Annotated in this window: 22 protein-coding genes; 10 read left to right on the forward strand and 12 right to left on the reverse strand. The window is 33.8% G+C overall.

Annotated features, from left to right (window positions below):
- Positions 1-9 precede the first annotated feature (9 nt).
- The 7 genes from J2X17_RS07770 (at position 10) to J2X17_RS07800 (ending at position 6,718) form a co-directional block, all read left to right on the forward strand.
- Entirely contained in the window at positions 10-1,140 is a 1,131-nt protein-coding gene (locus J2X17_RS07770) for a peptidylprolyl isomerase (RefSeq protein WP_310296272.1), read from the forward strand.
- 209 nt (positions 1,141-1,349) lie between these two features.
- Positions 1,350-2,246, forward strand: a complete 897-nt coding sequence (locus tag J2X17_RS07775; RefSeq protein ID WP_310296274.1) for an EamA family transporter — start codon at positions 1,350-1,352, stop codon at positions 2,244-2,246.
- Between the two features lie 87 nt (positions 2,247-2,333).
- On the forward strand, positions 2,334-2,690 hold the full coding sequence (locus tag J2X17_RS07780; RefSeq protein ID WP_310296276.1) for a DoxX family protein: 357 nt from the start codon (positions 2,334-2,336) through the stop codon (positions 2,688-2,690).
- A gap of 24 nt (positions 2,691-2,714) precedes the next feature.
- A complete protein-coding gene (gene aqpZ / locus J2X17_RS07785) occupies positions 2,715-3,422 on the forward strand; it encodes an aquaporin Z (RefSeq protein WP_310296278.1) in 708 nt (235 codons plus the stop codon).
- Between the two features lie 110 nt (positions 3,423-3,532).
- A complete protein-coding gene (locus J2X17_RS07790; protein ID WP_310296280.1) occupies positions 3,533-4,360 on the forward strand; it encodes a sterol desaturase family protein in 828 nt (275 codons plus the stop codon).
- Between the two features lie 120 nt (positions 4,361-4,480).
- Entirely contained in the window at positions 4,481-4,759 is a 279-nt protein-coding gene (locus J2X17_RS07795) for a DUF2805 domain-containing protein (protein ID WP_042563191.1), read from the forward strand.
- 99 nt (positions 4,760-4,858) lie between these two features.
- On the forward strand, positions 4,859-6,718 hold the full coding sequence (locus J2X17_RS07800) for a M61 family metallopeptidase (RefSeq protein ID WP_310296284.1): 1,860 nt from the start codon (positions 4,859-4,861) through the stop codon (positions 6,716-6,718).
- 197 nt (positions 6,719-6,915) lie between these two features.
- Here the strand turns inward: J2X17_RS07800 and J2X17_RS07805 are convergent, their stop codons facing one another.
- Together J2X17_RS07805 and J2X17_RS07810 are read right to left on the reverse strand one after the other, a co-directional pair.
- Complete coding sequence (locus J2X17_RS07805) at positions 6,916-7,359, reverse strand: hypothetical protein (protein ID WP_310296286.1); 444 nt, start codon at positions 7,357-7,359, stop codon at positions 6,916-6,918.
- Between the two features lie 72 nt (positions 7,360-7,431).
- Positions 7,432-9,717 (reverse strand): GH92 family glycosyl hydrolase, encoded by a 2,286-nt coding sequence (locus J2X17_RS07810; protein ID WP_310296787.1) that lies wholly within the window; start codon positions 9,715-9,717, stop codon positions 7,432-7,434.
- Between the two features lie 397 nt (positions 9,718-10,114).
- Between J2X17_RS07810 and J2X17_RS07815 the strand changes: the two genes are divergently transcribed.
- Complete coding sequence (locus J2X17_RS07815) at positions 10,115-10,678, forward strand: transcriptional regulator (RefSeq protein WP_310296287.1); 564 nt, start codon at positions 10,115-10,117, stop codon at positions 10,676-10,678.
- A 140-nt stretch (positions 10,679-10,818) separates the two neighbouring features.
- Positions 10,819-11,109 carry a type II toxin-antitoxin system ParD family antitoxin gene (locus J2X17_RS07820; protein ID WP_310296289.1) on the forward strand — a complete coding sequence of 97 codons (291 nt, stop codon included), beginning with the start codon at positions 10,819-10,821 and terminating at the stop codon, positions 11,107-11,109.
- Between the two features lie 213 nt (positions 11,110-11,322).
- Here the strand turns inward: J2X17_RS07820 and J2X17_RS07825 are convergent, their stop codons facing one another.
- Positions 11,323-11,919: a GNAT family N-acetyltransferase gene (locus J2X17_RS07825; RefSeq protein WP_310296291.1), complete on the reverse strand. Its 597-nt coding sequence runs from the start codon at positions 11,917-11,919 to the stop codon at positions 11,323-11,325.
- 261 nt (positions 11,920-12,180) lie between these two features.
- On the opposite strand from J2X17_RS07825, the gene J2X17_RS07830 reads away from it, so the two are divergent.
- Positions 12,181-15,018 (forward strand): M16 family metallopeptidase, encoded by a 2,838-nt coding sequence (locus J2X17_RS07830; RefSeq protein WP_310296293.1) that lies wholly within the window; start codon positions 12,181-12,183, stop codon positions 15,016-15,018.
- Positions 15,019-15,067: 49 nt separating this feature from the next.
- On the opposite strand, the gene J2X17_RS07835 is transcribed toward J2X17_RS07830, so the two are convergent.
- The 9 genes from J2X17_RS07835 to J2X17_RS07875 form a co-directional block, all read right to left on the reverse strand.
- The gene (locus J2X17_RS07835) at positions 15,068-15,424 is read right to left on the reverse strand and encodes a hypothetical protein (protein WP_310296294.1); all 357 of its coding nucleotides are present in this window, start codon (positions 15,422-15,424) and stop codon (positions 15,068-15,070) included.
- 179 nt (positions 15,425-15,603) lie between these two features.
- The gene (locus J2X17_RS07840; protein WP_310296296.1) at positions 15,604-16,782 is read right to left on the reverse strand and encodes an AIR synthase related protein; all 1,179 of its coding nucleotides are present in this window, start codon (positions 16,780-16,782) and stop codon (positions 15,604-15,606) included.
- A 153-nt stretch (positions 16,783-16,935) separates the two neighbouring features.
- Positions 16,936-18,444: a carboxypeptidase regulatory-like domain-containing protein gene (locus J2X17_RS07845; RefSeq protein ID WP_310296298.1), complete on the reverse strand. Its 1,509-nt coding sequence runs from the start codon at positions 18,442-18,444 to the stop codon at positions 16,936-16,938.
- 54 nt (positions 18,445-18,498) lie between these two features.
- Complete coding sequence (locus J2X17_RS07850; protein WP_310296300.1) at positions 18,499-19,872, reverse strand: CsgG/HfaB family protein; 1,374 nt, start codon at positions 19,870-19,872, stop codon at positions 18,499-18,501.
- Between the two features lie 71 nt (positions 19,873-19,943).
- On the reverse strand, positions 19,944-20,384 hold the full coding sequence (locus J2X17_RS07855; protein ID WP_310296302.1) for a curli assembly protein CsgF: 441 nt from the start codon (positions 20,382-20,384) through the stop codon (positions 19,944-19,946).
- An 89-nt stretch (positions 20,385-20,473) separates the two neighbouring features.
- A complete protein-coding gene (locus tag J2X17_RS07860) occupies positions 20,474-21,208 on the reverse strand; it encodes a CsgE family curli-type amyloid fiber assembly protein (protein WP_310296304.1) in 735 nt (244 codons plus the stop codon).
- 4 nt (positions 21,209-21,212) lie between these two features.
- A complete protein-coding gene (locus J2X17_RS07865) occupies positions 21,213-21,692 on the reverse strand; it encodes a hypothetical protein (protein ID WP_310296306.1) in 480 nt (159 codons plus the stop codon).
- A gap of 67 nt (positions 21,693-21,759) precedes the next feature.
- The gene (locus J2X17_RS07870) at positions 21,760-22,377 is read right to left on the reverse strand and encodes a hypothetical protein (RefSeq protein WP_310296308.1); all 618 of its coding nucleotides are present in this window, start codon (positions 22,375-22,377) and stop codon (positions 21,760-21,762) included.
- 395 nt (positions 22,378-22,772) lie between these two features.
- Complete coding sequence (locus J2X17_RS07875) at positions 22,773-24,962, reverse strand: glutamine synthetase III family protein (RefSeq protein WP_310296310.1); 2,190 nt, start codon at positions 24,960-24,962, stop codon at positions 22,773-22,775.
- Between the last annotated feature and the right edge of the window lie 276 nt (positions 24,963-25,238).

The following is a 25,238-nucleotide window of genomic DNA, read 5'->3' on the forward strand; positions in this document are numbered from 1 at the left end:
ATAAATACAATGAAATTTAGATTTCTATTTTTATTTTGCCTTGCAATTGTAAATATTCAGGCACAAACAACTAAAAAACCTGTAGCGAAACCAAAAGCTGCACCAACAAAAACAGTTGCTAAAGCGGATCCAACTGATGGTATTTTTGCTACCATTTCTACAACAAAAGGCGATATAGTGGTAACTTTAGAATATGTTAAAGCACCCGTAACTGTGGCTAACTTCATTTCTTTGGCAGAAGGTAAAAACCCGAATGTAAAAGTTGAAAAACTAAAAGGAAAACCATTTTATGACGGATTAAAATTTCATAGAGTTATTAACGATTTCATGATTCAGGGTGGAGATCCTGACGGAAATGGATCTGGAGGTCCCGGATTTTCATTTAAAGATGAATTCACAGAAGAATTGAAGTTCGACAAAGGTGGAATTCTTGCAATGGCAAATTCTGGCCCTGCAACTAACGGAAGCCAATTTTTTATCACGCATAAAGATACACCTTGGTTAAATGGAAAGCACACCATTTTTGGTCATGTAGTTTCAGGAATGGACAACGTTAATAAAATTGTTCAGGATGATATTATGACAAAAATTACGATCACACGCAAAGGTGATGCTGCTAAAAAATTTGATGCCGTAAAAGTTATAGCGGACGATGCCAAAAAAGAAGCAGCTAAAAAAGACGAAGCTAAAAAAGTTATCACAGCTAAAGCTGCTTATTTTACCGCAACTAAAGCAAAAGCAACTACAACTGCTTCTGGTCTTAAATATGTAATTACACAAAAAGGAACGGGCGTTAAGGGAGCTGACGGATCTACAATTTACTTTCATTATGCAGGTTATTTTGAAGACGGAAATCTTTTTGACAGCAGTATATCAAGCGTAGCAAAAGCTTATGGTAAATACGATGCTGCCAGAGATGCGCAAGGCGGCTATAAAGCTTTTCCATTCACAGTAGGTAAAAAAGACGGAATGATTCCGGGATTTATCGAAGCATTGGACTTGATGACTGACGGAGAAAAAGCAATTTTCTTTCTTCCTTCAAATTTAGCTTATGGCGAAAAAGGTGCCGGAGGTGTTATTCCACCAAATGCTACTTTAATTTTTGAAATTGAAACGTACCAAAATCAACCAACGAAATAACTGCTATTTTTCAGTATAATAGAAAGCCATCAAAAATATTTGATGGCTTTTTTCATTTAAAGAATTCCATTTTTATATCAAATCATCAATTTATAAACAAAATCACCATTCAAAAACACAGTAATAACATTGTTTACTACGATTTACTGCTAAATCCCAAACAAAATAGCGTACCTTTGCCAGCCTTAATTTTTAAAACGCAAATTCAGATGTCACAAAACAATGTATTAAAAGGAGTATTTTTAGTTGCTTTAGGAGCTACAACTTACGGAATGTTAGCCACTTTTGTAAAAATGGCTTATTCTGAAGGTTACACAACCGCCGAGGTAACAACATCTCAATTTGTTTTGGGGATCATTGGAATTTTAATTATCAATACGTTCCAAAAAATAAAACATAAAAAGAATGTTGTAAAAGCTACTTCTAAAAACATCACGCAACTAATGCTTGCCGGAACGTCATTAGGTATGACAAGCTTATTTTACTATTTAGCTGTTAAATTTATTCCGGTTTCAATAGGTATTGTTTTATTGATGCAAACCGTTTGGATGGGTGTTTTATTAGAGATGATTTTAGAGAAAAAATTACCCTCAAAACAAAAGGTAATCGCAGTATTTATTGTGCTTGTTGGTACTGTTTTGGCAACTAATATCATCAATAATGATATAAAACTGGATTGGCGTGGAATTGCATGGGGAATTATGGCTGCGGCTTCTTTTACCACAACTATGTTTACCGCCAATCGAGTGGCGACTGAAATCTCATCGGCACAACGTAGTTTATATATGCTTTTAGGGGGTGCTGTAATCGTGTTTTCATTCGCATTTGTGACACAGGTAACGCCTTTCAATTTAGAAATCTTTTTGAAGTGGGGAATCATATTGTCTTTGTTCGGAACTATAATTCCGCCAATGCTTATGAATGCAGGTTTTCCTTTGACTGGAATTGGACTAGGAAGCATTGTTTCGGCACTTGAATTGCCTGTTTCTGTAATGATGGCTTATGTCTTACTAAACGAAAAAGTAATCTTTTCTCAATGGATTGGAATTGTATTAATTATCCTGGCGATTATTATTATGAATGTAAATTTCAAACGTAAAAATTAGTCTGTTTTAAATACAATTAAAAAAAAGCCACTTGTAATGCAATAATTGTTAATTTTTTTATAAATTCGTGATAAACAATAAGATATCATGAATCTACCTTGGCATTTATATTTAATGGCTATTCTTTATATAGGTGCCGGAATCAATCATTTTATAAAACCAGGAATGTATATCCGAATCATTCCACCAGCATTTAAAAACCCCAAATTAATTAATATTTTAAGTGGAGCGGCCGAAATAATACTAGGCATTCTCCTCCTTCTTCCTTTTACAAAAAAAATTGCGGCATGGGGAATTATTGCACTCTTGATTGCAATATTTCCAGCTAATTTATTCATGCTTCAAAATAAAAAAGCAAGTTTTGGTTTACCAAAATGGATTTTATTTGTACGTTTGCCCTTACAAGTCGTTTTGATTTATTGGGCATACCAATATACATCTTAACATTAACCATTAAATTATTAAATTATGAAAAAATTATTTGCAGAATTTTTCGGAACCTATTGGCTGGTATTTGGAGGTTGCGGAAGCGCACTTTTTGCGGCCGGAATTCCTGATTTAGGAATTGGCTTTGCAGGTGTTTCCCTTGCTTTTGGTTTAACTGTATTAACAATGGCGTATGCTGTTGGACATATATCGGGAGGACATTTTAATCCTGCCGTTTCTTTTGGTTTATGGGCTGGAGGAAGATTTCCGGCAAAAGATCTTTTACCTTATATTATTTCGCAGTGTATTGGAGCTCTCGCAGCGGCTGGTACATTATTTATAATCTGGACAGGTAAAGCAGGTAATGCAATCAATAATACACAAGCCGGAGCATTTGCTTCAAATGGTTACGGCGCATTCTCACCTGATGGATATTCGCTGCAATCCGCGTTTATCGCCGAGTTTGTATTGACATTATTTTTCCTGTTAGTAATTTTAGGAGCAACTGATAAATTTGCAAACGGAAGATTCGCTGGTATTGCAATTGGTTTGGCGTTGACTTTAATTCACTTAATCAGTATTCCAATTACAAATACATCTGTAAATCCGGCAAGATCATTATCTCAGGCTATTTTTGTTGGAGGCGAGCCATTATCTCAGGTTTGGTTATTCTGGGTAGCACCAATTTTAGGAGCAATTGTCGCAGGTTTCATCTATAAATCATTACTGCAGAATCACGACGCTGCATAATTTTTTAGTCAATTCTAAAATTTTAAGAGAAAATCAGATATATTTATATCTGATTTTCTCTTTTTTATTGAATTATTTCAAACGAGCTCCTTCAAACAAATTGCCTTACCATGAATGATATTATTGCTTATTTCAGTACAATTCCATCCTCCCACAGAAGTTTGATTCTGATTGGTGGAATTACTATTTTTTGGCTGATTGAAAATACATTTCCGTTATTTCAAATGCAATACCGAAAATGGCATCATGCAGGAATCAATATTTTTTTTACTGTAACTACGATAATTGTCAATTTTATTCTGGCTTTTATTCTCATTAAAACTGCTGCCTGGACAACTGAAAATCATTTTGGAATTTTGCAATGGGCACCTGAAATCCCAATGTGGTTATACACCATTATTGGCTTACTTTTATTAGATCTAATTGGGGCCTATCTGGCCCATTTTGTTCAGCATAAAGTAAAATTTCTATGGAGATTTCACCTCATTCATCATACGGATACCTGGATTGACACTACATCTGCTAACAGACATCATCCGGGCGAAAGCATCATTCGTTTTATATTTACTACACTTGGCGTTTTAATCCTCGGAAGCCCAATGTGGATGGTTTTTCTATATCAATCTCTATCTGTTGTGACTTCTCAGTTTAATCACGCCAACATTTCTTTACCAAAAAAATTAGATGTTTTTCTGAGTTATTTTATTGTTTCACCCAATATGCATAAAGTCCACCATCATTACGTTTTGCCTTATACAGATAGTAATTATGGTAATATTTTCTCTGTTTGGGACAGACTTTTTGGTACTTTTACCACGTTGCCCAAAGAGGAAATAATATATGGAGTTGATACTCATATGGCGCCGAAAGAGAATAACAAATTGCAAAATTTATTGCAAATTCCGTTTCAAAAATCAAGATCTGTAAAAAACAATTAAAATCATTAAAAAAAATATCCCTGATCGAACCAACTAATTATTTTTTTTATTAATATTGATACTTAAATTGAAAATCAATCTATTAATCATTAACCCCTATTTTGAATTAATTTTCACGTGATGAAAAAGAGTAACCGCAAAGAATTGAGCTGGGAACAAACGGAAAAACTTGTTTCGTTAGCCTTGGAAGAAAGAAATCCATTTGAAATTATAAAAAAAGAATTTGGATTGGCAGAAAAAGAAGTTTTGGAAATCATGAAAAAGAAAATGCCGCTTGAAAAATTTGAAATGTGGAAAAAGAAGGCTATCGCAAATAAACCAAAACCAAAACCCGTTAAAATAGATGACTTTGATGAAGATTTAGACGGTAAATATTACATAAAAAACAAATTAGACTAAGATAAAACTCCTGTAAATCAGGAGTTTTTTTTATATTTATATCAAACTGTAACAATTTTATATTTTTTCAGTCAAATGCATATAACTAAACGTGAACAAATGAAAAAAATAATTTACACCTTAGCACTCGCAGTATCATTGTGGAGTTGTAAAACAGGTACCACAACAGGACCCGCAAAAAACAATACTGTTGATGTTAATATCAACCTTGTCGATGTAAAAGATGACAAAGTTTTGGTGACAGTTACTGCTCCACCGATCAAAACAGACGAAATTACCTACAGTATCCCTAAAACTGTTCCAGGAACTTACTCTACAGATAATTACGGAAAATACTCTGATGATTTCAAAGCTTTTGATGCCAAAGGAAATGCTTTGACTGTGAAAAGACTTGATGACAATACATGGTCTATTTCAAATGCTAAAACATTAAAAAAAGTAACTTATCTGGTGGGCGATACCTTTGATACTGAAAAAGGAAGAGGATTTGGTGGTGATGATGTTTTCTCACCAGCGGGAACCAACATCAATGCCGGAATTAACTTTATGGTTAATACACATGGGTTTGTAGGTTATTTTCAGGATAAATTAGATGTTCCGTATAAAGTTACCATTACACATCCTGATACACTTTGGGGAGCAACTTCTATGACAGATGAAGATGCAAGCAAAACAAGCGACGTTTTTAGTACATCACGTTATGCTGTTTTGGTTGAAAATCCAATTATGTACTCTAAACCAGATTACACAACATTCAACGTTAATGGAATGGATATTTTGATTGCTGTTTATTCTCCAACAGGAAAATTTACTGCCGAAAGTATCACACCGGAAATGAAAACAATGATGACGGCACAAAAAAACTTTTTAGGAAAGGTAAATGCTACTAAAAAATATACCGTTTTATTGTATTTGTCAAGCATGGCGAAAGATGATGCTCATGGTTTTGGAGCTTTAGAGCACCCAACAGCTACAACAGTTGTTTTACCGGAATCTATGCCAAAAGAAAAACTAGTAGAATCAATGAAAGATGTGGTTTCGCACGAGTTTTTCCATATTGTAACGCCATTAACGGTTCATTCTAAAGAAATTCAGTATTTTGATTATAATAATCCTAAAATGTCAGAGCATTTATGGATGTATGAAGGTGTAACTGAATATTTTGCAAACCTTTTCCAAATTAATCAGGGTTTAATTAATGAAGCTGAGTTTTATACTCGTATTGCTGATAAAATTGAGCAGGCAAAAAGATTGGATGACACAATGTCTTTTACAAAAATGAGTGCTAATGTTTTAGAACAGCCTTATAAAGACCAGTACTTGAATGTATACCAAAAAGGAGCTTTAATCGGAATGTGTATTGACATTATTATTAGAGAAAAAAGTAATGGAGAAAGAGGAATTCTTGATTTAATGCATAAATTATCAAAAGAATATGGTATTGAGAAACCATTTAATGATAGCGAACTTTTCGCAAAAATAACAGAATTGACTTATCCTGAAGTTGGGGAATTTTTAACTAAATATGTAGCTGGTACAACTCCAATTCCTTACGATTTTTATTTAGCTAAAGTAGGAGTAACAAAAGCAACTGAGAAAAAAGCGGGTTCAATTTTTATCAAAGGACAAAAACCTTACATCGCTGTTGATCAGGCAACTAAAGCAATTAGCGTTCGTCCAAATATGGATTTAAATGTGTTCTTTACCAATTTAAATCTTAAAGGTGGTGATCAAATTATTGCTGTAAACGATAAAGCTTACAACTTCGACAACATTTACGATTTAATTGGAGAAGGTGAAAACTGGAAAGAAAATGATCCGATTACAATTAAAATAAAACGTGCTGGTGTTGAACAAACTATTAAAGGAGCTGTGAAGATACCTTACGAAGAAACGGAAACTTTTAAAGCTACTGATGCTTCAAAAGAGAAACTTAAAAATGCATGGTTGAAAGGATAATTATTCTTTTGAACATAAAAAAAACCGACAAGTGATTGTCGGTTTTTTTTATGTTCAAATTTTCTGTCAGACTGAGCGAAGTCGAAGTCCTTGTAAAACTGAGTCCCTTTGCGGGACTTCGACTTCGCTCAGTCTGACAACGCTGTCCAGACCTTTGTCAAAGCTTAAAACTTTGACAAAGCTTTCAGCAATTTTCTTTATTTCTTAGCCGGAAATTTCCAGTCAAATTCGTCTTTATCATTAATGATAGCACCAATTTCAAACTTCACTACTTCATCAAATTCTGTCTGAAGTATAAACCAATTGTCTTCGTTGAAGTAATTCTCAAAAGTATCAAAAGTTTCCTGATTGTATTTTGTAATTCCTTTTGCTGTGAAATCTTTCTTTACATCAGCTATTTTTCTACCAATAACCTTGAATCCGAAAACTTCTAAATCATTGCTTGACGCTACTAAATAACCTAGTTTCAAGTCTTCTTCCTGATAAAAAGTCAATCTGATTTTTTGTGCATTGTAAACAAAAATCACATTATCGTCTTCGTCTTTGTAGTTTTTATCCGGTTTACCAAAAACAGCCGTAACATCATTTTGCTTCATTCCGAAAAGCAATTTATCAATTCCCGATTTTAGATTTATTTTCATGTTGTTATATCTTTTATTTGAAGTGGCAAATTTCGTGAAGTTTTTGCAAAGTCTGTTACGTTTGCCTTTTTATTAATTTTGATAATTCTTTTTATTCGGTTTACTGCTCATGTAAAATGTAATTTTCCCTCCGTTCATAACATCTGAATGCTTTAAGAAAGGTTTTGAAAGTTCTTTTCCGTTTAAAAGCACTTTGCTCACAAACACATTTTTATCGGATTGATTCACCGTTTCAACTTCAAATTTCTTTCCGCTTTCTAAATTAAAAACAGCATTTTTAACCAACGGACTTCCTAATGCATATTCATCAGAACCCGGAGCAACCGGATAAAATCCTAAACTGCTAAAAATATACCAGGCGCTCATTTGACCAAAATCATCATTCCCTCCCAAACCATCGGCACCATTTCGGTACATTTTTTTCAGGATCATTCTGATTTTATCCTGGGCTTTCCATGGCGAATTTGTCCAATCGTACAAATACACCACGTGATGTGAAGGTTCGTTTCCGTGAACATAATTTCCGATAATTCCCTCTCTGGTAATATCTTCTGTATTTTCAAAATATTTATCCGGCAAATGCATATTAAACAACGAATCTAATCGAACATTAAATTTATCATTTCCGCCCATCATTTTAATCATTTCAGCAGGATCTTGCGGAACGTATAAACTATAATTCCATGAATTACCTTCAATAAAACCTTGTCCGTGCGTATCTAGCGGATCAAATTCCTTTTTGAAAGTTCCGTCATTCAATTTAGGTCTCATGAAACCAGTTTTGGCATCATAAACGTTTTTATAATTTTTAGATCTTTCGATAAATTCATTATAAATATCAGTTTTGCCTAATTTTTTAGCAGCCTGAGCAATCGCCCAGTCATCATAAGCATATTCTAAAGTTTTAGAAACCGAAGCACCGTTTTTATCCTCAGGAACGTAACCCATTTTCATGTAATATTCCAATCCATCGTAATACGGAACTCTGGCTGTGTTTACACATGCCTGAAGCGCCTTTTCAGGATCGAAACTTGTATTGCCTTTTACAATTGCATCGGCCACTACAGAAACCGAGTGATACCCGATCATACACCAATTTTCATTGGCATAATGCGACCAGATTGGCAACATTTTATGTACGCTTTGATCTGAATGTGCCAGCATTGAACTCACCATATCGGCATTTCGGGTTGGCTGGATAATATTAAAGAAAGGATGCAATGCTCTGTAGGTATCCCACAATGAATAACTGGTGTAGTTTTTAAATTTTTCGGCCTTGTGAACATTCATATCCAAACCTTTATAGTTCCCATCTAAATCCATGTATTCTGTCGGACCTAAAAATGCGTGGTACATTGCGGTATAAAAATTCACATAATCTTCTTTTTGAATGGCTTCAATCTGAATTTTATTCAGTTCGTTATTCCACACTTCCTGACTTTGTTTTTTTACCTTTTCGAAGTCCCAGCCCGGAACTTCTTTTTTCATATTTTCTAACGCTCCGGCAGAACTTACTGGTGATAAAGCCATTTTAATTTTGATCTTCTCCCCTTCTTCAGTATTAAAATCAAAAAATAATTTTAGGTTCTGACCTGCCATTTCCGGAAAATTTTTGGTTTGATCAAATCTTCCCCAAAAACCTCGGTACACACTTTTTTCCTGTGCTGCCTGTCCGTAACTTTTAATTGGTTTGCTGAAAGACATCGCAAAGTAAACGGTTCTCGTTCTTGCCCAGCCATTTGTCTGGCGGTATCCAGTAATTAAAGTATCATTTTCTACACGAACAAACGTCCAGACATTCTTTTTATCGTAATTGTAAATTCCCGAAGTTAAATCCAAAATAATATGTGCCTCATCCGACTTTGGAAAAGTATATTGATGCATTCCAACACGGGTTGTTACCGTAAGTTCTGCCTTGATATTGTGATCTTCCAAAAGAACGCTGTAATACGCTGGCTCCGCTTTTTCTGTCGAATGAGAAAATGTCGAACGATATCCTGACAATGGTTTTGAAGCTACTCCGGGATTCAATTGCAGTTTTCCGGTTGTTGGCATAATTAGAAAATCTCCTAAATCTGAGTGACCGGTTCCGCTGAAATGTGTGTGACTAAAACCAACAATTGTTTTATCATCGTATTGATATCCGGCGCAATATTTATAGACATCGCCATTATATTTTCCGTTTAAACTGTAGGCAATCGTATCAGTTTCGGGACTTAATTGTACGCTTCCAAACGGAACTGTCGCACCCGGATAAGTATGACCCATTTTAGCCGTTCCAATCATTGGATCGACGTACTGAATTAAATTTCGTTTTTCATTTCCTTTTTGCTGTGCATTTGCTGTAAAACCCAGCATTAAAAATGATAGTCCGAAAAGTATTTTTTTACTTTTTAAATTTCTTAACGAGTGACCAGTTGCAATCATTGTTTCGTATTTGTTTTATTTTCAGGGATTTTGTGTAATATTTTAGTTTTTATTTCACTTTCGAAAATTACCTTTTTTTTACTGGAAATTAATGAATTTTGATTGAGATTCTGTCCTGCGATTTTAGATTTTCATTTTAAGAATATTTAAAATGAATTAAAGCTTTTTAGTTATTTGTAGTAAAAATATTACTTATATTTGTTTTAAATTCATGATGAATATGAAACTACATTTAAAAACAATAAAAGTACTATCAAGAAATGGTTAAAAAATAAAGGATATATTTTATAAACTTTTTTACAAACAACTTTAGTGACAATTTAAAAAAATGAAAACACAAATAGATTTAAAACAGATATTAAAAAAAGGACATATTTCTGACGAAATTGGTCTTGAAAGAGCAATGATTCTAGACAGAAAACTTCGATTACTTGTTAAAGGCAACCCTGAATTAGGAGACGAAAGAAAACAACTTCGGGCAATTATCAAAGAATATGAAAATAAAAATTGGAGTAAAGATTCAATCATTTCTGATGAAAAAATACAAGAAAGCGATTTGGCAGAATTTATAGCAAAACAAGAAAGAAGATTTTTAGAAAACAGAAAAAATGTAATTAAAGATAAAATTTCCGAACATGGTATAAATCAACAAGACTTAGGTATAATTTTAGGCCATAGTAAATCTTATATGTCAGAACTTATGAATGGAATTAGCCCTTTTAACAATAGAGATTTAATAATTATTCATCGTTTATTTCACATTAAACTTGAAAATCTAATCCCTACAATTATACCTCAAAAAGATAGAAGTAAAATTAAAGCATCAATATTAAAAATAAATAAACCTAGTGTCAAATTAGCCAAGGTAGATTTAGAAAAAAGCTTCGCCTAACTGCTACTACAACAGATTTGGGAAATTTACTTAATTGGTTTTGATCATTTGGTAAATCCTAAAATAGAGAATTAATTTAGTCCTAAACCCGCTGTAATAACAGAATGTTAGCAGTAACTTTTGCGTAAAAGTCTAAAAAATTGAATTTAATACCAATTATTGGTGCCTTTGATAAAATAAAAATTATGGCAAGGAATACGTCGATACTATTAGGAGAATATTTTGAAAATTTTATTAAGGAACAAATTTCTACAGAAAAATATAGTTCAGTTAGTGAAGTTGTTAGAACCGCTTTAAGAGTTTTTGAGCAAGAAGAAACTAAAACAAAATCTCTAATCAATGAACTAAAAATTGGTGAAAAAAGTGGTAAAATCAGAGATTTTGACCGCAATAAAAATCTTGAAATGTTAAAAGCTAATTTTCAAAAATAATATCAAAATATGTAATTAGAGATATGGCTCGTGACTTTGGGAGAATTCGAAAATCATATAGATGTTCAAAAGTAAAATCACATGTAATTTTCTTTAAAAAAGACAAAACAAATGAATTTGAAGTTGTTAGAGTTTTACATGAAAGAATGGACATTGAAAACAGATTAGCTGAATAAATAAAAAAAACGAACTGCTATTACAACTGCTCATTCATCACAACTTCCCTTTCAAATTTTCCTTCACCTCATCAAACCATTCATTTCTAAGAATACTCAAAACAATAGAATCACGACGAACTTCGCTATTGGCGGTTGGCATGTGACTGCGTAAAACACCTTCGACTTTACAGCCTATGCTTTTCATGGCAGCGATACTTCTTTCGTTGTTATTATCAGCGCGGAATTCGACTCGTTCTAAACCAAGTGTTTCGAAGGCAAATTGAAGCAATAAGAATTTGCAATGCTTATTCAAACCAGTCCCTCTAAAAGCTGCACCGTACCAGGTATATCCTAATTGCAACGTTTTATAGGGAAGCTGAATATCGTAAAAACGTGTTGAACCAGCATATTTTTGAGATTTTTTATCGAAAACAATAAATGAATATTCTCTTCCTTCTTCCCTTGCTTTTACAGCAGCTTCAATATAATTAATGAGGTTTTCTTTTCCGTCGGCACCAACTAAGGAATATTTCCAGGTTTCTGGTTCGTTGATTGAAATATCTAACAGATTTTCGACGTCAGTCAGTTGCAGCGGACGAAGTAAAACCATTTCGTCTTCGAGTATTACATTTGGTGGAAAATTCAAAATCATAGCAATATTAATTAAGATGTAAGGAATACAAAGAAACAAAATTATTTAAAAATCGATTGTTTCGTCATCAATACTATTTCTTCATCATTTAAAAACTCAACTTCCTGCAAATGAGTTATTTCTATTGAATTTAATTAGATAATTAACCAAATTTAACTTATTAACATTCAATGTTTTATAGTTTTATTTCCTTAATTTCGTAATGGCTGGCAAGTCATTACCACTATAACAACCAAGAATATAAATTTAACCAATCAAACCATGAAATCAAACCACTTTTTACTGCTTTTGCTCCTACTTTTTACTGGTTTTTCTTATTCTCAAGATAAAACGGCTACAAAAGAGTTTAAAGTAGAATTCGAACAATTCACTTTAGATAATGGACTACATGTAATTTTTCATATTGATCGATCTGACCCTGTTGTTGCTGTCGCTTTGACTTGCCATGTTGGCTCAGCCAGAGAAACTGCAGGCCATACAGGATTTGCTCATTTATTTGAACACTTGCTTTTTCTGGAATCAGAAAATTTGGGAAAAGGAGGGCTTGACAAAATGAGTGCACGAATTGGCGGCTCTGGAGCGAATGGTTCGACTAACAGAGATATAACGAACTATTACCAAACGGTTCCTAAAGATGCATTGGAAAAAATGATCTGGGCAGAAGCCGATAAACTAGGATATTTCATCAATACAGTTACTGATCCTGTTCTTTCTAAAGAAAAACAAGTTGTTAAAAATGAAAAAAGAGAGCGTTACGACAATCAGCCTTACGGACTAACCTTTGAAGTCATCGATAAAAATTTATATCCAGCTTCGCATCCGTATAGTTGGGAAGTTATTGGTTCATTAGAAGATTTACAAAATACTACACTAGACGACGTAAAAAACTTCTACAATCGCTGGTATGTACCTAATAATGTTACACTAACCATTGCTGGTGATTTTGATACAAATCAAGCAAAAAAATGGGTAGAAAAATATTTTGGCGAAATAAAACGTGGTGCAGACCTTCCGAATATGGTAAAGCAGCCCGTTACGCTTACAGAAACTAAAAAACTTTATTATGAAGATAATTTTGCCCGTTTACCACAATTAAACATGACTTGGCCAACTGTTTATAAATATCATCCTGATAGTTATGCTCTGGAAGTTTTGGCAAATTATCTGTCAATCGGTAAAAGAGCTCCTTTGTACAAAACGCTTGTAGCAGACAAAAAACTAACAGATGCCACCGAAATGTTTCAGTATAATTCTGAAATAGCCGGACAGCTTGTGCTTGAAATTACTGCTTTTGATAAAACAAATCTCAATGAGGTACAGAAGGGAATAAATGAAGCTTTCAAAAAGTTTGAAGCCGAAGGAATTTCGCAACAGGATTTAAATAGAATTAAGGCAGGACAGGAAACTGCATTTTATAACGGACTGGCAAGTGTTCTTGGAAAAGGATTTCAATTAGCACAATATCAGATTTTTGCTGGAACTCCGGATTATATTAATCAGGATATTAAAAATATTCTTGCCGTTACTTCTGAAGATGTCATGCGGGTTTATACTAAATACATAAAAGGAAAACATTTTGTAGGGACGAGTTTTGTACCAAAAGGGGAAGCTAATTTAGCTTTGGAAGGTTCTATTCCTGCCATTATTGTTGAAGAAAAAATAATTGACGGCAAAGAGGCTTCTTTTGATGCCAGCATTGCGGCAACGTATAAAAAAACACCTTCGGCTTTTGACAGAAGTGTTGAACCTCCTTATGGACAAAGTCCTGACATAAAATTACCATCGGTGTGGAAAAATAAATTATCATCAGGTTTAAATGTTTACGGAATTGAAAACCATGAAGTGCCACTTGTTCAATTTCAACTTCAAATTAGGGGCGGAATGCTTCTGGAAACAGCAAATAAAATTGGTGTTTCTAACATGTTGGCAGAATTGATGACAAAGGGAACACAAAACAAAACACCAGAACAATTAGAAATTGCAATCGAAAGTCTTGGGGCTAAGATTAAAGCTGCCGCAACTAACGAATATATTGTTATCAGAGGAAATACTTTGGCAAAGAACTACAATGAGACTATGAAACTGGTTCAGGAAATATTACTTCAACCACGTTGGGATGCAAAAGAATTTGATTTGATTAAACAAAGTACTTTAAGTAAAATTCTACAGCAAAAAGCAAATCCAAACAACATTGCCGATAATGAATTCAGAAAATTAATTCATGGTGAAGCATCTATTCTGTCAAATAATAATATCGGAACCGAGAATTCGGTTAAAGGCATTACTATTGAAGATTTAAAAAATTATTATTCGAAAAACATTTCGCCATCAATCTCTAATTTTCAGATTGTTGGTGCTATTTCAGAAGCAGATGTGAATAAATCTTTAGCCGGGCTAAATAAGGAATGGCAATCTAAAGAAGTTAGCATTCCTAAAGTAGAAAGCTCAAAAGCAGCAGCCCAATCAAAAATTTATTTTTATGACGTACCTGATGCAAAACAATCTGTAATTCGAATAGGATACCTTGCACTTGCCGCTACTGATAAAGATTTTTATCCTGCCAAAATATTGAATTACCGCTTAGGCGGAGGTGGTTTTGCTTCGGAACTGACACAACAATTAAGAGAAGGAAAAGGATATACTTACGGTATCTCATCTTGGTTTGATGGTTCAAACAACAAAGGTTCGTTTGCTATTGAAAGTGGCGTACGATCTAATGTGACTTATGAATCAGTTAGTTTAATTAAAGAAATAACAGGTCAATATGGTAAAAATTTCAGTAAAACTGATCTTGATGTCACAAAAGACTTTCTAGTTAAAAGTAATGCGAGAACATTTGAAACATTTTCTGCAAAATTGAATATGCTTTTTGACATCAGCAATTACAATTTTCCAAATGATTATACCAAACAACGTGAAAAAATTGTAAAAAGCATGACAATTGAAGAAGTTCAAAAGCTTTCAGACAAATATTTAAACGTAAATGAAATGATTTATGTCGTTGTTGGTGATGCAAAAACCCAATTACAAAAATTAGGGGAGATTGGTTTTGGAGAACCAGTTCTTTTAAATCCACCGACAGAAATGGCAAAAAATTAGAGTCTGTATAAATAAAAACGGTCCCAATTTAGGGACCGTTTTTTATTAATTATTCGCTCATTTCATCATAACGCTCCGGAACTTGCGGGTCGTATAAAGGACATTTGAATTCTTCCATCAAACCCACTAGCTTATTCATGGTTTTTCCTTCTGTACCGTAGCAATCAATTTTAATACTTTGAGGTGTTGAAATAACTTGGAATGCACCTTTACCTTTGGTGTTTTGCCAGCTGTTTTCATCTACTTTTTCCCATTGAGAAAATACGGAATTGATGCGGTTGAAAATTACCTCAACAGGAAGTATTTCTAATCCGTCAACTTCTTGTTTTTCGAGAAGTGCTTCGTAAACTTCGTGATGATTTAAATATATCTCATCTAAATATCTCCAAAAAAGTAGTTCGTACATAGCTTGTGTTTTATAAACCATATAAGTTATTTAAGAAATATAATATTCATTCCCTTATTAATAAAATAATATCAAGCTCATCGAAGTAAAGGAATTAGATTACCAGAATTTCGCTCAGCTTGACATTTATTTCATTAAGTTTAAAATGAACTTATATTACTTATATGGTGAAATATTTTTTAATATGTAAAAGTTCCGTATTCACTGTTGATTGTTAATTTCTTTGAATCTGCAGCTTCTACTCTACCAACGATTTGTGCGTCGACATTGAACGATTTTGAAATCGCTATAATATCCTGAGCAATGTTTTCCGGTACGTAAATTTCCATACGATGACCACAATTGAAAACCTGGTACATTTCTTTCCAATCGGTTTTTGATTGCTCCTGAATTAACCTGAATAATGGTGGAACCGGGAATAAATTATCTTTTATAATGTGTAAATTCTGAACGAAATGAAGAATTTTAGTTTGCGCTCCTCCACTGCAATGCACCATTCCGTGAATATCGTCTGGTGTATAAGTATCTAAAATTTTCTTGATAATTGGCGCGTAGGTTCTTGTTGGCGAAAGTACCAATTGACCAGCGTTTATTGGGCTGTTTTCAACCGCATCAGTTAAATTTACCTGACCTGAATAAATTAATTCTTCAGGAACAAGAGCATCGTAACTTTCAGGATATTTTTTAGCTAAATATTTTCCGAAAACATCGTGACGGGCAGATGTTAATCCGTTACTTCCCATTCCGCCGTTATAGCTTTTTTCGTAAGTTGCCTGACCAAAAGAAGCCAAACCAACAATAACGTCACCTGCTTTGATATTTGCATTGTCAACAACATCGCTGCGTTTCATTCGGGCTGTTACAGTAGAATCTACAATGATAGTACGAACTACATCGCCAACATCGGCAGTTTCTCCTCCTGTTGAATGGATGGTTACACCGAAAGATTTTAATTCGTTGATCAGTTCTTCGGTTCCATTAATAATTGCCGAAATAACCTCCGCAGGAATTAAGTTTTTATTTCTTCCAATAGTTGAAGAAAGCAAAATATTATCTGTTGCTCCAACACATAATAAATCATCAATATTCATGATTAAAGCATCTTGTGCAATTCCTTTCCAAACTGAAATATCACCAGTTTCTTTCCAGTACATATAAGCCAAAGACGATTTTGTACCAGCTCCATCGGCATGCATAATTAGGCAGTGTTCTGCATCCTGAGTTAAATAATCGGGAACAATTTTGCAGAATGCCTGAGGAAATAAACCTTTATCGATATTTTTTATGGCGTTGTGTACGTCTTCTTTTGATGCCGAAACACCTCTTTGTGCGTACCTTTTGCTAGAATCTGAACTCATGAAAACTTAGTTTGTGTTGATGTGGTGCAAAGATAATCCCTTTTTTTAATTCTTAGGTTGATTCGGATGTCTGATTCACAAAAAAATTCGGCAGCAGTGTGAATGCTCCCGAATTTTTTAAACTAAATTGTTTTATAATCGCAATATTTTACATTATTTCCAATCTGGCATTGATGCATTTGAAAACAATGTTGTTCTTGTGGTAGTTGCGGTACCACCTGTTCCTGTTGTCGTGCCAGGGGTTGTACTGGCTGTCTGGATATTTTTTGCAGATACACCGTCATTTGATGTATTGACAAAAATTACTTTTGCTTCATTTGGAGAGAATTTTACGTCTAGATCGTTAAAACCATTCTCTTTTTGAGTATCTAATTCTGCCGAAGTATTAGTCGCAACAGTATATATGAATATTCTGGAATCTAATCGTCTGTAATTAGAATTTTCGAATCCTGAAACATCTCTTGTATAAACAATTCTACTATTATCTATTGAAATATTAATACCACTAACTGCTCCACTTAATCCTGAAACCACTTGATATAATACATCTCCTGCCATATTAATAACATAGATTTCAACACCATAGCCTGAAAGATCATTTACTTTCAGGACAATCTTGCTTCCGTCCTGACTCCAGTCGCATTCTGAAATTAATTTGCCGTTTGGCGTTTTGAATAATTGGACTAACCCTGAACCATCTGAATCGATGCGATATAATTTATCAAAATTTGGATAAATAATCTGTCTTCCATTGGCACTCCAGCTGTAATTTACATGCTCCATATTAAATCCTGCAATTGGAATGAAATTGGTGATTTGTTTTATATCTGTTCCATCAGGATTCATACTGAAGATTTGATTCAGGGATCCGTCAGAACTGATGTAAGCAATTCTGTTGATACTCAAATTTTTTCTCGGTCTATAGCTATTAACTTCTGATGAAGTCAATTGCAATTCATTTCCTGCATCATCTGCTGTATAAATAACATTGTTATTTTTGATCTTTTTAACGTACAAATATCTTGGATTTGGGAATGCCAGAGTCGTAAATGAATTTACAACGCTGTTGGTTGGTTTATTGATTCCGTCATTTGCCGAAACCTGCCAGTAGTATTTTGTACTATAATTTAAACCGGAAATGTTTAAGGTCATAGTTTTAAGATCTTTATACGTTTTAACTTCATCAGTTGTTCCGTTTTTTATGGTTACCTCATACGTTACAGGATCTGACTCCGGATCTGTAGCTGTCCAGGTCAAATCTAAGGTTAAAGGCTGGCTTACAGCATTGTCTGCAGGTGCTGTCAGTACAGGAATTTCGGGTGGTTTATTAGTCGCAGTCGAAACGTCTAGCTCAAAAACAAGCTGAATTTCAAGGTCTTTCTCGATTGTTCCAGGTTGAAATCTGGCAATGAAACCATCTTTTTGGGCCTGAAAAGAATACTTTCCAACTGGTATTTTTTCCATTACAAAGTACCCATCTTTATCTGAGAATACTGTGCTGGTTGTTGGACTTGAAGAGACACGGGCATTTGCGATTGGCTCAAAGGTTCGGGAATCTACCACTCTTCCCTTTGCAGAACCTGTTCCGTTTTCATCAATTTGTTCTTCACTACAAGAAATCAAAAGAAGAAAACACACCAATATTTTTAATCCTATTTTCATTTGAGACTTATTTTGTTAGACTTATGTCGAATTTACTTCGGTTATCTTTTGAAATTATTTCTTATTGTATTTATAACTTTTAGGAAAATAATAGGTTAATCCTAAGCCAAATCTCCAGTAATAATCATCCCGGACTCCCTGTTCTACATAATCAATATTATCGGTAAAGTTCAAATTGTATTCCCCATACAATTTCACTCCAAGATGATTCGTAGCCAGATATTCGACACCCGCTCCAAACTGAACCTTGCTATGAACATTTTCTACATCTTTATTGAATCCGACACCAGTTCCTCCAAAAACATATGGGGTAAAAGTGTCCTGTGGTAAAATGAGAAATTCTAAGTTTATATCTAAGGTGGTATACCCTACATCGAGTTTATTTTTGTTTCCGAGAGTGAACACATTCGTGGATGCGCTAATATCAAAAGCCGGAGTAAAAAAGAACTTTAATGCCCCCCGTCCCATTGGTTTGGCAACCGGATTCGCATAATCTCCCTGCATATAAGTTGCTCCACCTGTTAGTTCCAAACCAAATCTGGCTCTTTTTTCGTCTAAATGTCTATTGTAAAGTTGTGCCAAATTTGCTTCGTCTTTTTCCTTATCGTATTGTTCAATAAACGTATCAACTTGTTTTTTAGGAGCGTTTACTTCCCAAATATTATCTTTTATACCATCAACTATTAATCCTTCTACGGCTTTTTCAATAGCTTCGGTAACAGCTAATTGTATTGGTTCGTTTCTTGTAAAACCGGTTTCTACTTCTAAAAGCCTATTCAGATTAACGTATCGAAACAAACTCGCATCGACACTTTGTGAGAGGATAGTTTTAGAAACATAAACAGTGTTTAATATTTTTCCGTTTGAAGTCGAAACTAATCTTAAATAAACGGTTACCCTGTCTTGTCTGTATTTTACAGATCCGCCGGCTCCAAAATATCTGGCTCCAAAACCACCGGTAATAATATTGGTATCGTATGAAATAATTCCGCCTTCAAGTAAAACTCCGGCAAATAACAGTGGTGTCAAAACAGCTTCATTTGGTTCTGTTTTCGCTGCATATTCCTGACGGGTGGACCGAATAATATTTCGTTCGTTTAATAAATTTCCCAGATTTTCACGTTCAATAGGGATGAACCATTTTGAATCTTCAAGTGCTTTTATCAAAATAGATGTAGCACCCTGAGTTACCGCAGTACTAAACGTACTTCCTAATTCTGTTGCTTTATACTGCCCGGTCTGGTCTTTAAATTTATAAACACCAACCACAATTTGTTCTTTTGGCTTTGGTATTTCAGCCAATGACGCAGTTGCAGGAGTGTTTTCTCCAAAAGCTGCTTTTTGAACGCCAACTGGCTGATTAAAATAGGCTCCACATCCTGAAAATAGGCAGGTTACTAACAATAGAAAAAGGGGACTTTTATTCATAATTTGATCATTTACAATAAAACATGAACCTTAATTTTATAAAAACTCGTTATTAAAATAGACGGTTACATCTAATTACCCGGTATAATTACTTGTGTTTGCTCACCGGTATCTGTATCCAGAATATCCACTACTAAACCCAAATTTGAAGGATATACATCTACTGACAGCGTTCCGAAAACATACGTTCCAGGGCCTAGTCCGCTGCCAGTTCCACCGGTTCCGGTACCACCCGTACCTGTTCCTAACTGATCGTCTAAAAGTGAATTTGAAATTCTGTTTAATAATTGATTATTCAAATTACTTTTAAATCGCTCTAAATCTGTTGGCTGTTTATAAGCATCGGTTGTATCTTCTTTATATTTATTTTGTGCATCTGCCGAATTTAACAGCCATTGGTAATTAAAAGTATCTCCGCCAAAGGCTGGATTTATAGGCTTGTATGCTAAATCCTGAGCCATGGAAATGGTACAAAAACCAAAGACGCAAATTATTGAAGCTATAATTTTCATAGGATTGAAATTTAGTTTTTAGTCAACATCATAAAACAAACAGACATCCATTAAACAAATAGATTAGAATTCATTACTGTATCAAAATTTTAATACTGCGTAATAATTTTATTTTGCTTTTCTATATCTTTAAAATATTTAAATGCTTTAGAAGCAGAATCTTCTGCCATATATTTTAAAAAATCTTCATCCGGACGCGAAATAAATTCCTGTATTATTTCTCCGTCAACAAGAATCGTAATTTTTGTAGTTCGGCCAAAAGTCAATTCTTCCTGAACTGTTACTATTTTGGTGGTATGAACTCTTAATTTAGAATATTGAGCATAAAAAAAATCATAAAAATCATTTCCGAGTTTTGTTTTGGTATCATTGGCGACAATTCCTACCATTTCTATTCCATCTACAGGAATTGATTGTCCTGTATCATCTTTTGCTTCTTCTCCAAAAACAACTCTGTCTTTACCAATAATGGTGTTATGTTCGTCGTAAATCAATAACAATATTATAATTTCATCCTCTTTTGTAAAGTTGACCTGCGTTTTAGAAAGTTCAACTTTTTGAATGGGTTCTAATGTTACTCTTCCGTCCTGAGCGTTATTTGATTTATTAGAATTTGTTTTGTTTTTTTTGAATACACTCAATTTGTATGAAATATTCTTGAACTCCGATTTTAAATTTTCAACAGTTCCGGTTATAGCAAGCAGGTTTTCAATTTCTTTCACTTCGATTTTAGCCTTTACTTCTTTGTAGACCATTTGCGAAAATCCCAGCTCTGAAAAAAAAATAGCACATACAACAAATACTATGGTCAGGTACTTTTTCATAATCCTAGCGATTGTATACGTAAATTGTTCCTGAATTTCCAGATTGATTAATTATTAAATCTTTAGATATCGAATTTGAGCCATTATTGAAAACCGATAAATTATTGCCTTCCTGATTGATTGCCATTGTATTGGTTCCTCGTGAATACAATGAAAAATCACTTATATAATTGTTATTGCCTGATTGTATATAGGATTGATTAATTTCATCAGCATTTTTGTAGACATTCATGTAGTTGTTATTGCCTGTTTGTTGTGCAGTCACATAGGCATTTTTGCTGATGATGGTTAAATTGGCTTGATTGTAGTTACCAATTTGTGCAACTTTCACAATATTATTACTGATAATATATTGATTTCGTGCTTGATTTTGATTGCGGTTGTTGGTTGTTGCTAAAACGTAATCGCTTTTATTCCCATCAATTGTTTGTGAGAATAAAATTCCTGTAATTAGAAATAAAAGGATAGCTGATAAACGTTTCATAGTATTTATTGTAATAAAAAAAAGGAAGGACTTAACATGTTAAGTTCTTCCTTTTCTTGGTTTTTTCTTAGTTAGCTTGTACAACTACGCTTCCATTTAAGAATCCTGTTTGAGTAACTGAGCTCCAGTTATCAGATCCAAATTGAGCAGTAGCAGCAAAGTTTCCAATTCCGTTTTGTTCAATTATAGAAGTGTTATCAAATCCTAATTGTAAAGTAGTTGCACTGTTGAACAATCCGAATTGATCAGTAGATGCATCATTGCCTTCTCCAAACTGAATTGTCAAAGCGCCATTACCAATACCAAGTTGAGTAGTACTTGCAGTATTATAATTACCTATTTGTAATACATCAGAATTATTTGCAATTCCGATTTGTGTAGTAGTTGCAACATTTCCTACCCAAATTCCCTGAGTAACAGTAGATGTGTTATCTACTCCAACTTGTGCCACAACAGCAAGATTACCCGCTCCTAATTGGAAAACTTGTGAGTCGTTTCCGGCTCCTAACTGCCCTACAATTGCAACGTTAGCAATACCAATTTGATCAACATCTGAATTGTTTGATCCTACTTGTACAACTAGTGCACCATTTAATAAACCTGTTTGATCAACATCGCTGACATTTTGAGCGAAACCAAAACCTGCAAGCAGCATCGCGGAGATGCTAAAAATTACTTTTTTCATAATAAATATATTTAATTGGTTATTAATACAAATTATTATGTAGGTTTTGCAATTTGGGGAAAGGAATCTGGGGATTCAAATCATCATTTGAAAATAAAATTCTGGACTTATTTTCTCATTTCCATATTCAAAATTAGAAAACTTCTCCAAAATCGAATCAAGTATAAATACGTATTTTACAAGATCTTAACGTCTTTTCGATGAAATGTGAAACTATCTCGATGAACTGCCTTTTTTGTTTTTTTTAACAGTAAGAAAAAAACTACTTATTACAATTTCCTTACATTTAAAGTCAAACAAATGTTAAAATTCATGACATCAAACCTTTATTTTAACATAATCACAAAAAAAGCCTGTCTTTTTGAGACAGGCTTTAATTGAATGTTTTGGAAATGTTATTTGGTAAATAACAATTCTCTGTATTTAGTTAATGTCCAACTTTCGTCGTCTACTAATAATTCTAATTTATCACAATGGTTTCTAATATCTTCAAAATAAGGTTTTACTTTATTACAGTATGCTTCGGCCATTTTCTGCGCATCGGTCAATTGATTTGCTTTTTTTCTTTCGTTGGTCATTGCCAACACTTTTGAATTGATTCCTTCAATATGACCGGAAATTTCTTTAATCAGAACGATTTGCTCTTTAGCAATGGTTTCAAATTCTTTTCCAAAGATTTCTTTTAAACCTTTAACATTTTCAATTAATGTATTTTGATAACGAATTGCAGTCGGAATTACATGATTTCTTGAAATATCTCCTAACACCCTTCCTTCAATCTGAATTTTTTTTGTGTATTCTTCCAATTCAATTTCGTAACGCGCTTCAGCTTCAACGTGATTCAGGATTCCCAATTCATCAAATAAATCAAGAGCTTGTTTAGAAACTTTAGCTTTAATGGCTTCAGGTGTAGTTTTAAAATTACTTAATCCGCGTTTAGCAGCTTCTTTTTCCCACGCATCGCTATATCCGTCGCCTTCAAAAAGAATCTTTTTAGATTGTTTGATGTATTCTCTCAAAACATTAAAGATTGCATCATCTTTTTTCATGTCTTTAGATTCGATCAAATTATCAACCTCAATTTTAAAATCTTTTAATTGTTTCGCTACAATTGCATTAAGCGTTGTCATAGCGTTCGAACAATTTGCATTTGAACCAACTGCTCTAAACTCAAATTTATTTCCTGTAAAAGCAAAAGGTGAAGTTCTGTTTCTATCTGTATTGTCTAAAAGAACGTCCGGAATTTTACCAACAACATTCAGTTTTAAATCGGTTTTTTCTTCTGGAGACAATTTTCCTGTTGTTACACTTTCTAATTCAGATAAAACCTTAGTTAATTGTGCCCCTATAAAAACAGAAATAATGGCCGGCGGTGCTTCATTTGCTCCTAATCTATGATCATTACTTGCAGTTGCAATAGAAGCTCTCAATAAAGTTTCGTAATCGTTAACCGCTTTTATAGTATTGATAAAGAAAGTTAAAAATTGTAAATTGCTCATTGGCGTCTTACTTGGACTCAACAAGTTAATTCCGGTATCTGTCGCTAATGACCAGTTATTGTGTTTTCCTGAACCGTTAACACCTTTAAATGGTTTTTCATGAAATAATACTTTAAAGTCATGACGTTCCGCTACTCGCTGCATTACATCCATCAAAAGTGAATTATGATCTACAGCCAAATTGGTTTCTTCGAAAATTGGAGCCAGCTCAAACTGATTTGGTGCTACTTCGTTATGACGGGTTTTTACAGGAATTCCTAACAACATACATTCCTGCTCCAAATCTCTCATATAAGTTAAGGCACGCGTTGGGATAGATCCAAAATAATGATCGTCTAATTGCTGGCCTTTGGCCGATGTATGTCCTAATAACGTTCTTCCGGTCATCATCAAATCCGGGCGTGAATTTGCCAAAGCTTTATCAATAAGGAAATATTCCTGCTCCCAACCTAAAGTTGCTGTTACTTTTTTGACATTTTTATCAAAATAACGGCATACTTCTGTAGCTGCTTCATCCATTGCAGATAATGCTCTTAATAACGGAATTTTATTATCTAAAGCTTCTCCGGTATAGGCAATAAATACCGTCGGGATACATAAAGTTGTTCCGTAGATAAATGCGGGAGAAGTAGGATCCCAGGCCGTATAACCTCTGGCTTCAAACGTATTTCTGATTCCGCCATTCGGGAAACTTGATGCATCAGGCTCCTGCTGAACTAATTGCGCTCCTCCAAATTTTTCTACAGGATCACTTCCGTCATAAGATGTTTCAAAAAAAGCATCATGTTTTTCTGCGGTTGTTCCTGTAAGTGGCTGAAACCAGTGCGTATAATGTGTAACACCTTTTGCCAACGCCCATTCTTTCATTCCCATGGCAATATAATCTGCCAGTTTTCTGTCTATTTTAGTTCCGTGCTGAATCGCATCCCTCACTCCTTTTAAAGCATCCGAAGTTAAATATTGCTTCATTGCTTTCTCATTAAACACATTTGAACCAAAAAGATTAGACTTTTTGTCGATTTCTTCAAAATGTACAGGCTTTCTTGTCGAAGCTTCTTTTAAAGCTTGGAAACGTAATGTTGACATGTATATAAGTTTAAAATTTGTAATAATTTTTACTAAAAAAAGAGAAACAAATATAAACAATAAAACAGCCTGTAGAGAACTTATATTTTAGAAATTTTAACGATGATTTTTCAACAGAAGGAGCTTTTTACAAAGAATAATGAGTTCATATCGAAGAAATATAACAAAACTCCGCAGTATTATTCATTAAATAAACATTTTTTCATAATTTCTTAACCATGATATTCAAAAATATTCCGTAATTATTACGAATTTATTTTTTTAAGCTGTTAAAAA

The organism is Flavobacterium aquidurense (assembly GCF_031458035.1).
GTDB lineage: Bacteria > Bacteroidota > Bacteroidia > Flavobacteriales > Flavobacteriaceae > Flavobacterium > Flavobacterium aquidurense_C.

Excerpts from the sequence above, each read along its gene's own strand:
- J2X17_RS07795 (WP_042563191.1), top strand. The coding sequence starts at position 4,481 with ATGAAAAAGAGTAACCGCAAAGAATTGAGCTGGGAACAAACGGAAAAA.
- J2X17_RS07790 (WP_310296280.1), top strand. The coding sequence starts at position 3,533 with ATGAATGATATTATTGCTTATTTCAGTACAATTCCATCCTCCCACAGA.
- aqpZ (WP_310296278.1), top strand. The coding sequence starts at position 2,715 with ATGAAAAAATTATTTGCAGAATTTTTCGGAACCTATTGGCTGGTATTT.
- J2X17_RS07835 (WP_310296294.1), bottom strand. The coding sequence starts at position 15,424 with ATGTACGAACTACTTTTTTGGAGATATTTAGATGAGATATATTTAAAT.
- J2X17_RS07875 (WP_310296310.1), bottom strand. The coding sequence starts at position 24,962 with ATGTCAACATTACGTTTCCAAGCTTTAAAAGAAGCTTCGACAAGAAAG.
- J2X17_RS07850 (WP_310296300.1), bottom strand. The coding sequence starts at position 19,872 with ATGAATAAAAGTCCCCTTTTTCTATTGTTAGTAACCTGCCTATTTTCA.
- J2X17_RS07845 (WP_310296298.1), bottom strand. The coding sequence starts at position 18,444 with ATGAAAATAGGATTAAAAATATTGGTGTGTTTTCTTCTTTTGATTTCT.
- J2X17_RS07860 (WP_310296304.1), bottom strand. The coding sequence starts at position 21,208 with ATGAAAAAGTACCTGACCATAGTATTTGTTGTATGTGCTATTTTTTTT.
- J2X17_RS07805 (WP_310296286.1), bottom strand. The coding sequence starts at position 7,359 with ATGAAAATAAATCTAAAATCGGGAATTGATAAATTGCTTTTCGGAATG.
- J2X17_RS07780 (WP_310296276.1), top strand. The coding sequence starts at position 2,334 with ATGAATCTACCTTGGCATTTATATTTAATGGCTATTCTTTATATAGGT.
- J2X17_RS07800 (WP_310296284.1), top strand. The coding sequence starts at position 4,859 with ATGAAAAAAATAATTTACACCTTAGCACTCGCAGTATCATTGTGGAGT.
- J2X17_RS07870 (WP_310296308.1), bottom strand. The coding sequence starts at position 22,377 with ATGAAAAAAGTAATTTTTAGCATCTCCGCGATGCTGCTTGCAGGTTTT.
- J2X17_RS07815 (WP_310296287.1), top strand. The coding sequence starts at position 10,115 with ATGAAAACACAAATAGATTTAAAACAGATATTAAAAAAAGGACATATT.
- J2X17_RS07840 (WP_310296296.1), bottom strand. The coding sequence starts at position 16,782 with ATGAGTTCAGATTCTAGCAAAAGGTACGCACAAAGAGGTGTTTCGGCA.
- J2X17_RS07810 (WP_310296787.1), bottom strand. The coding sequence starts at position 9,717 with ATGCTGGGTTTTACAGCAAATGCACAGCAAAAAGGAAATGAAAAACGA.
- J2X17_RS07775 (WP_310296274.1), top strand. The coding sequence starts at position 1,350 with ATGTCACAAAACAATGTATTAAAAGGAGTATTTTTAGTTGCTTTAGGA.
- J2X17_RS07865 (WP_310296306.1), bottom strand. The coding sequence starts at position 21,692 with ATGAAACGTTTATCAGCTATCCTTTTATTTCTAATTACAGGAATTTTA.
- J2X17_RS07830 (WP_310296293.1), top strand. The coding sequence starts at position 12,181 with ATGAAATCAAACCACTTTTTACTGCTTTTGCTCCTACTTTTTACTGGT.
- J2X17_RS07855 (WP_310296302.1), bottom strand. The coding sequence starts at position 20,384 with ATGAAAATTATAGCTTCAATAATTTGCGTCTTTGGTTTTTGTACCATT.
- J2X17_RS07770 (WP_310296272.1), top strand. The coding sequence starts at position 10 with ATGAAATTTAGATTTCTATTTTTATTTTGCCTTGCAATTGTAAATATT.
- J2X17_RS07825 (WP_310296291.1), bottom strand. The coding sequence starts at position 11,919 with ATGATTTTGAATTTTCCACCAAATGTAATACTCGAAGACGAAATGGTT.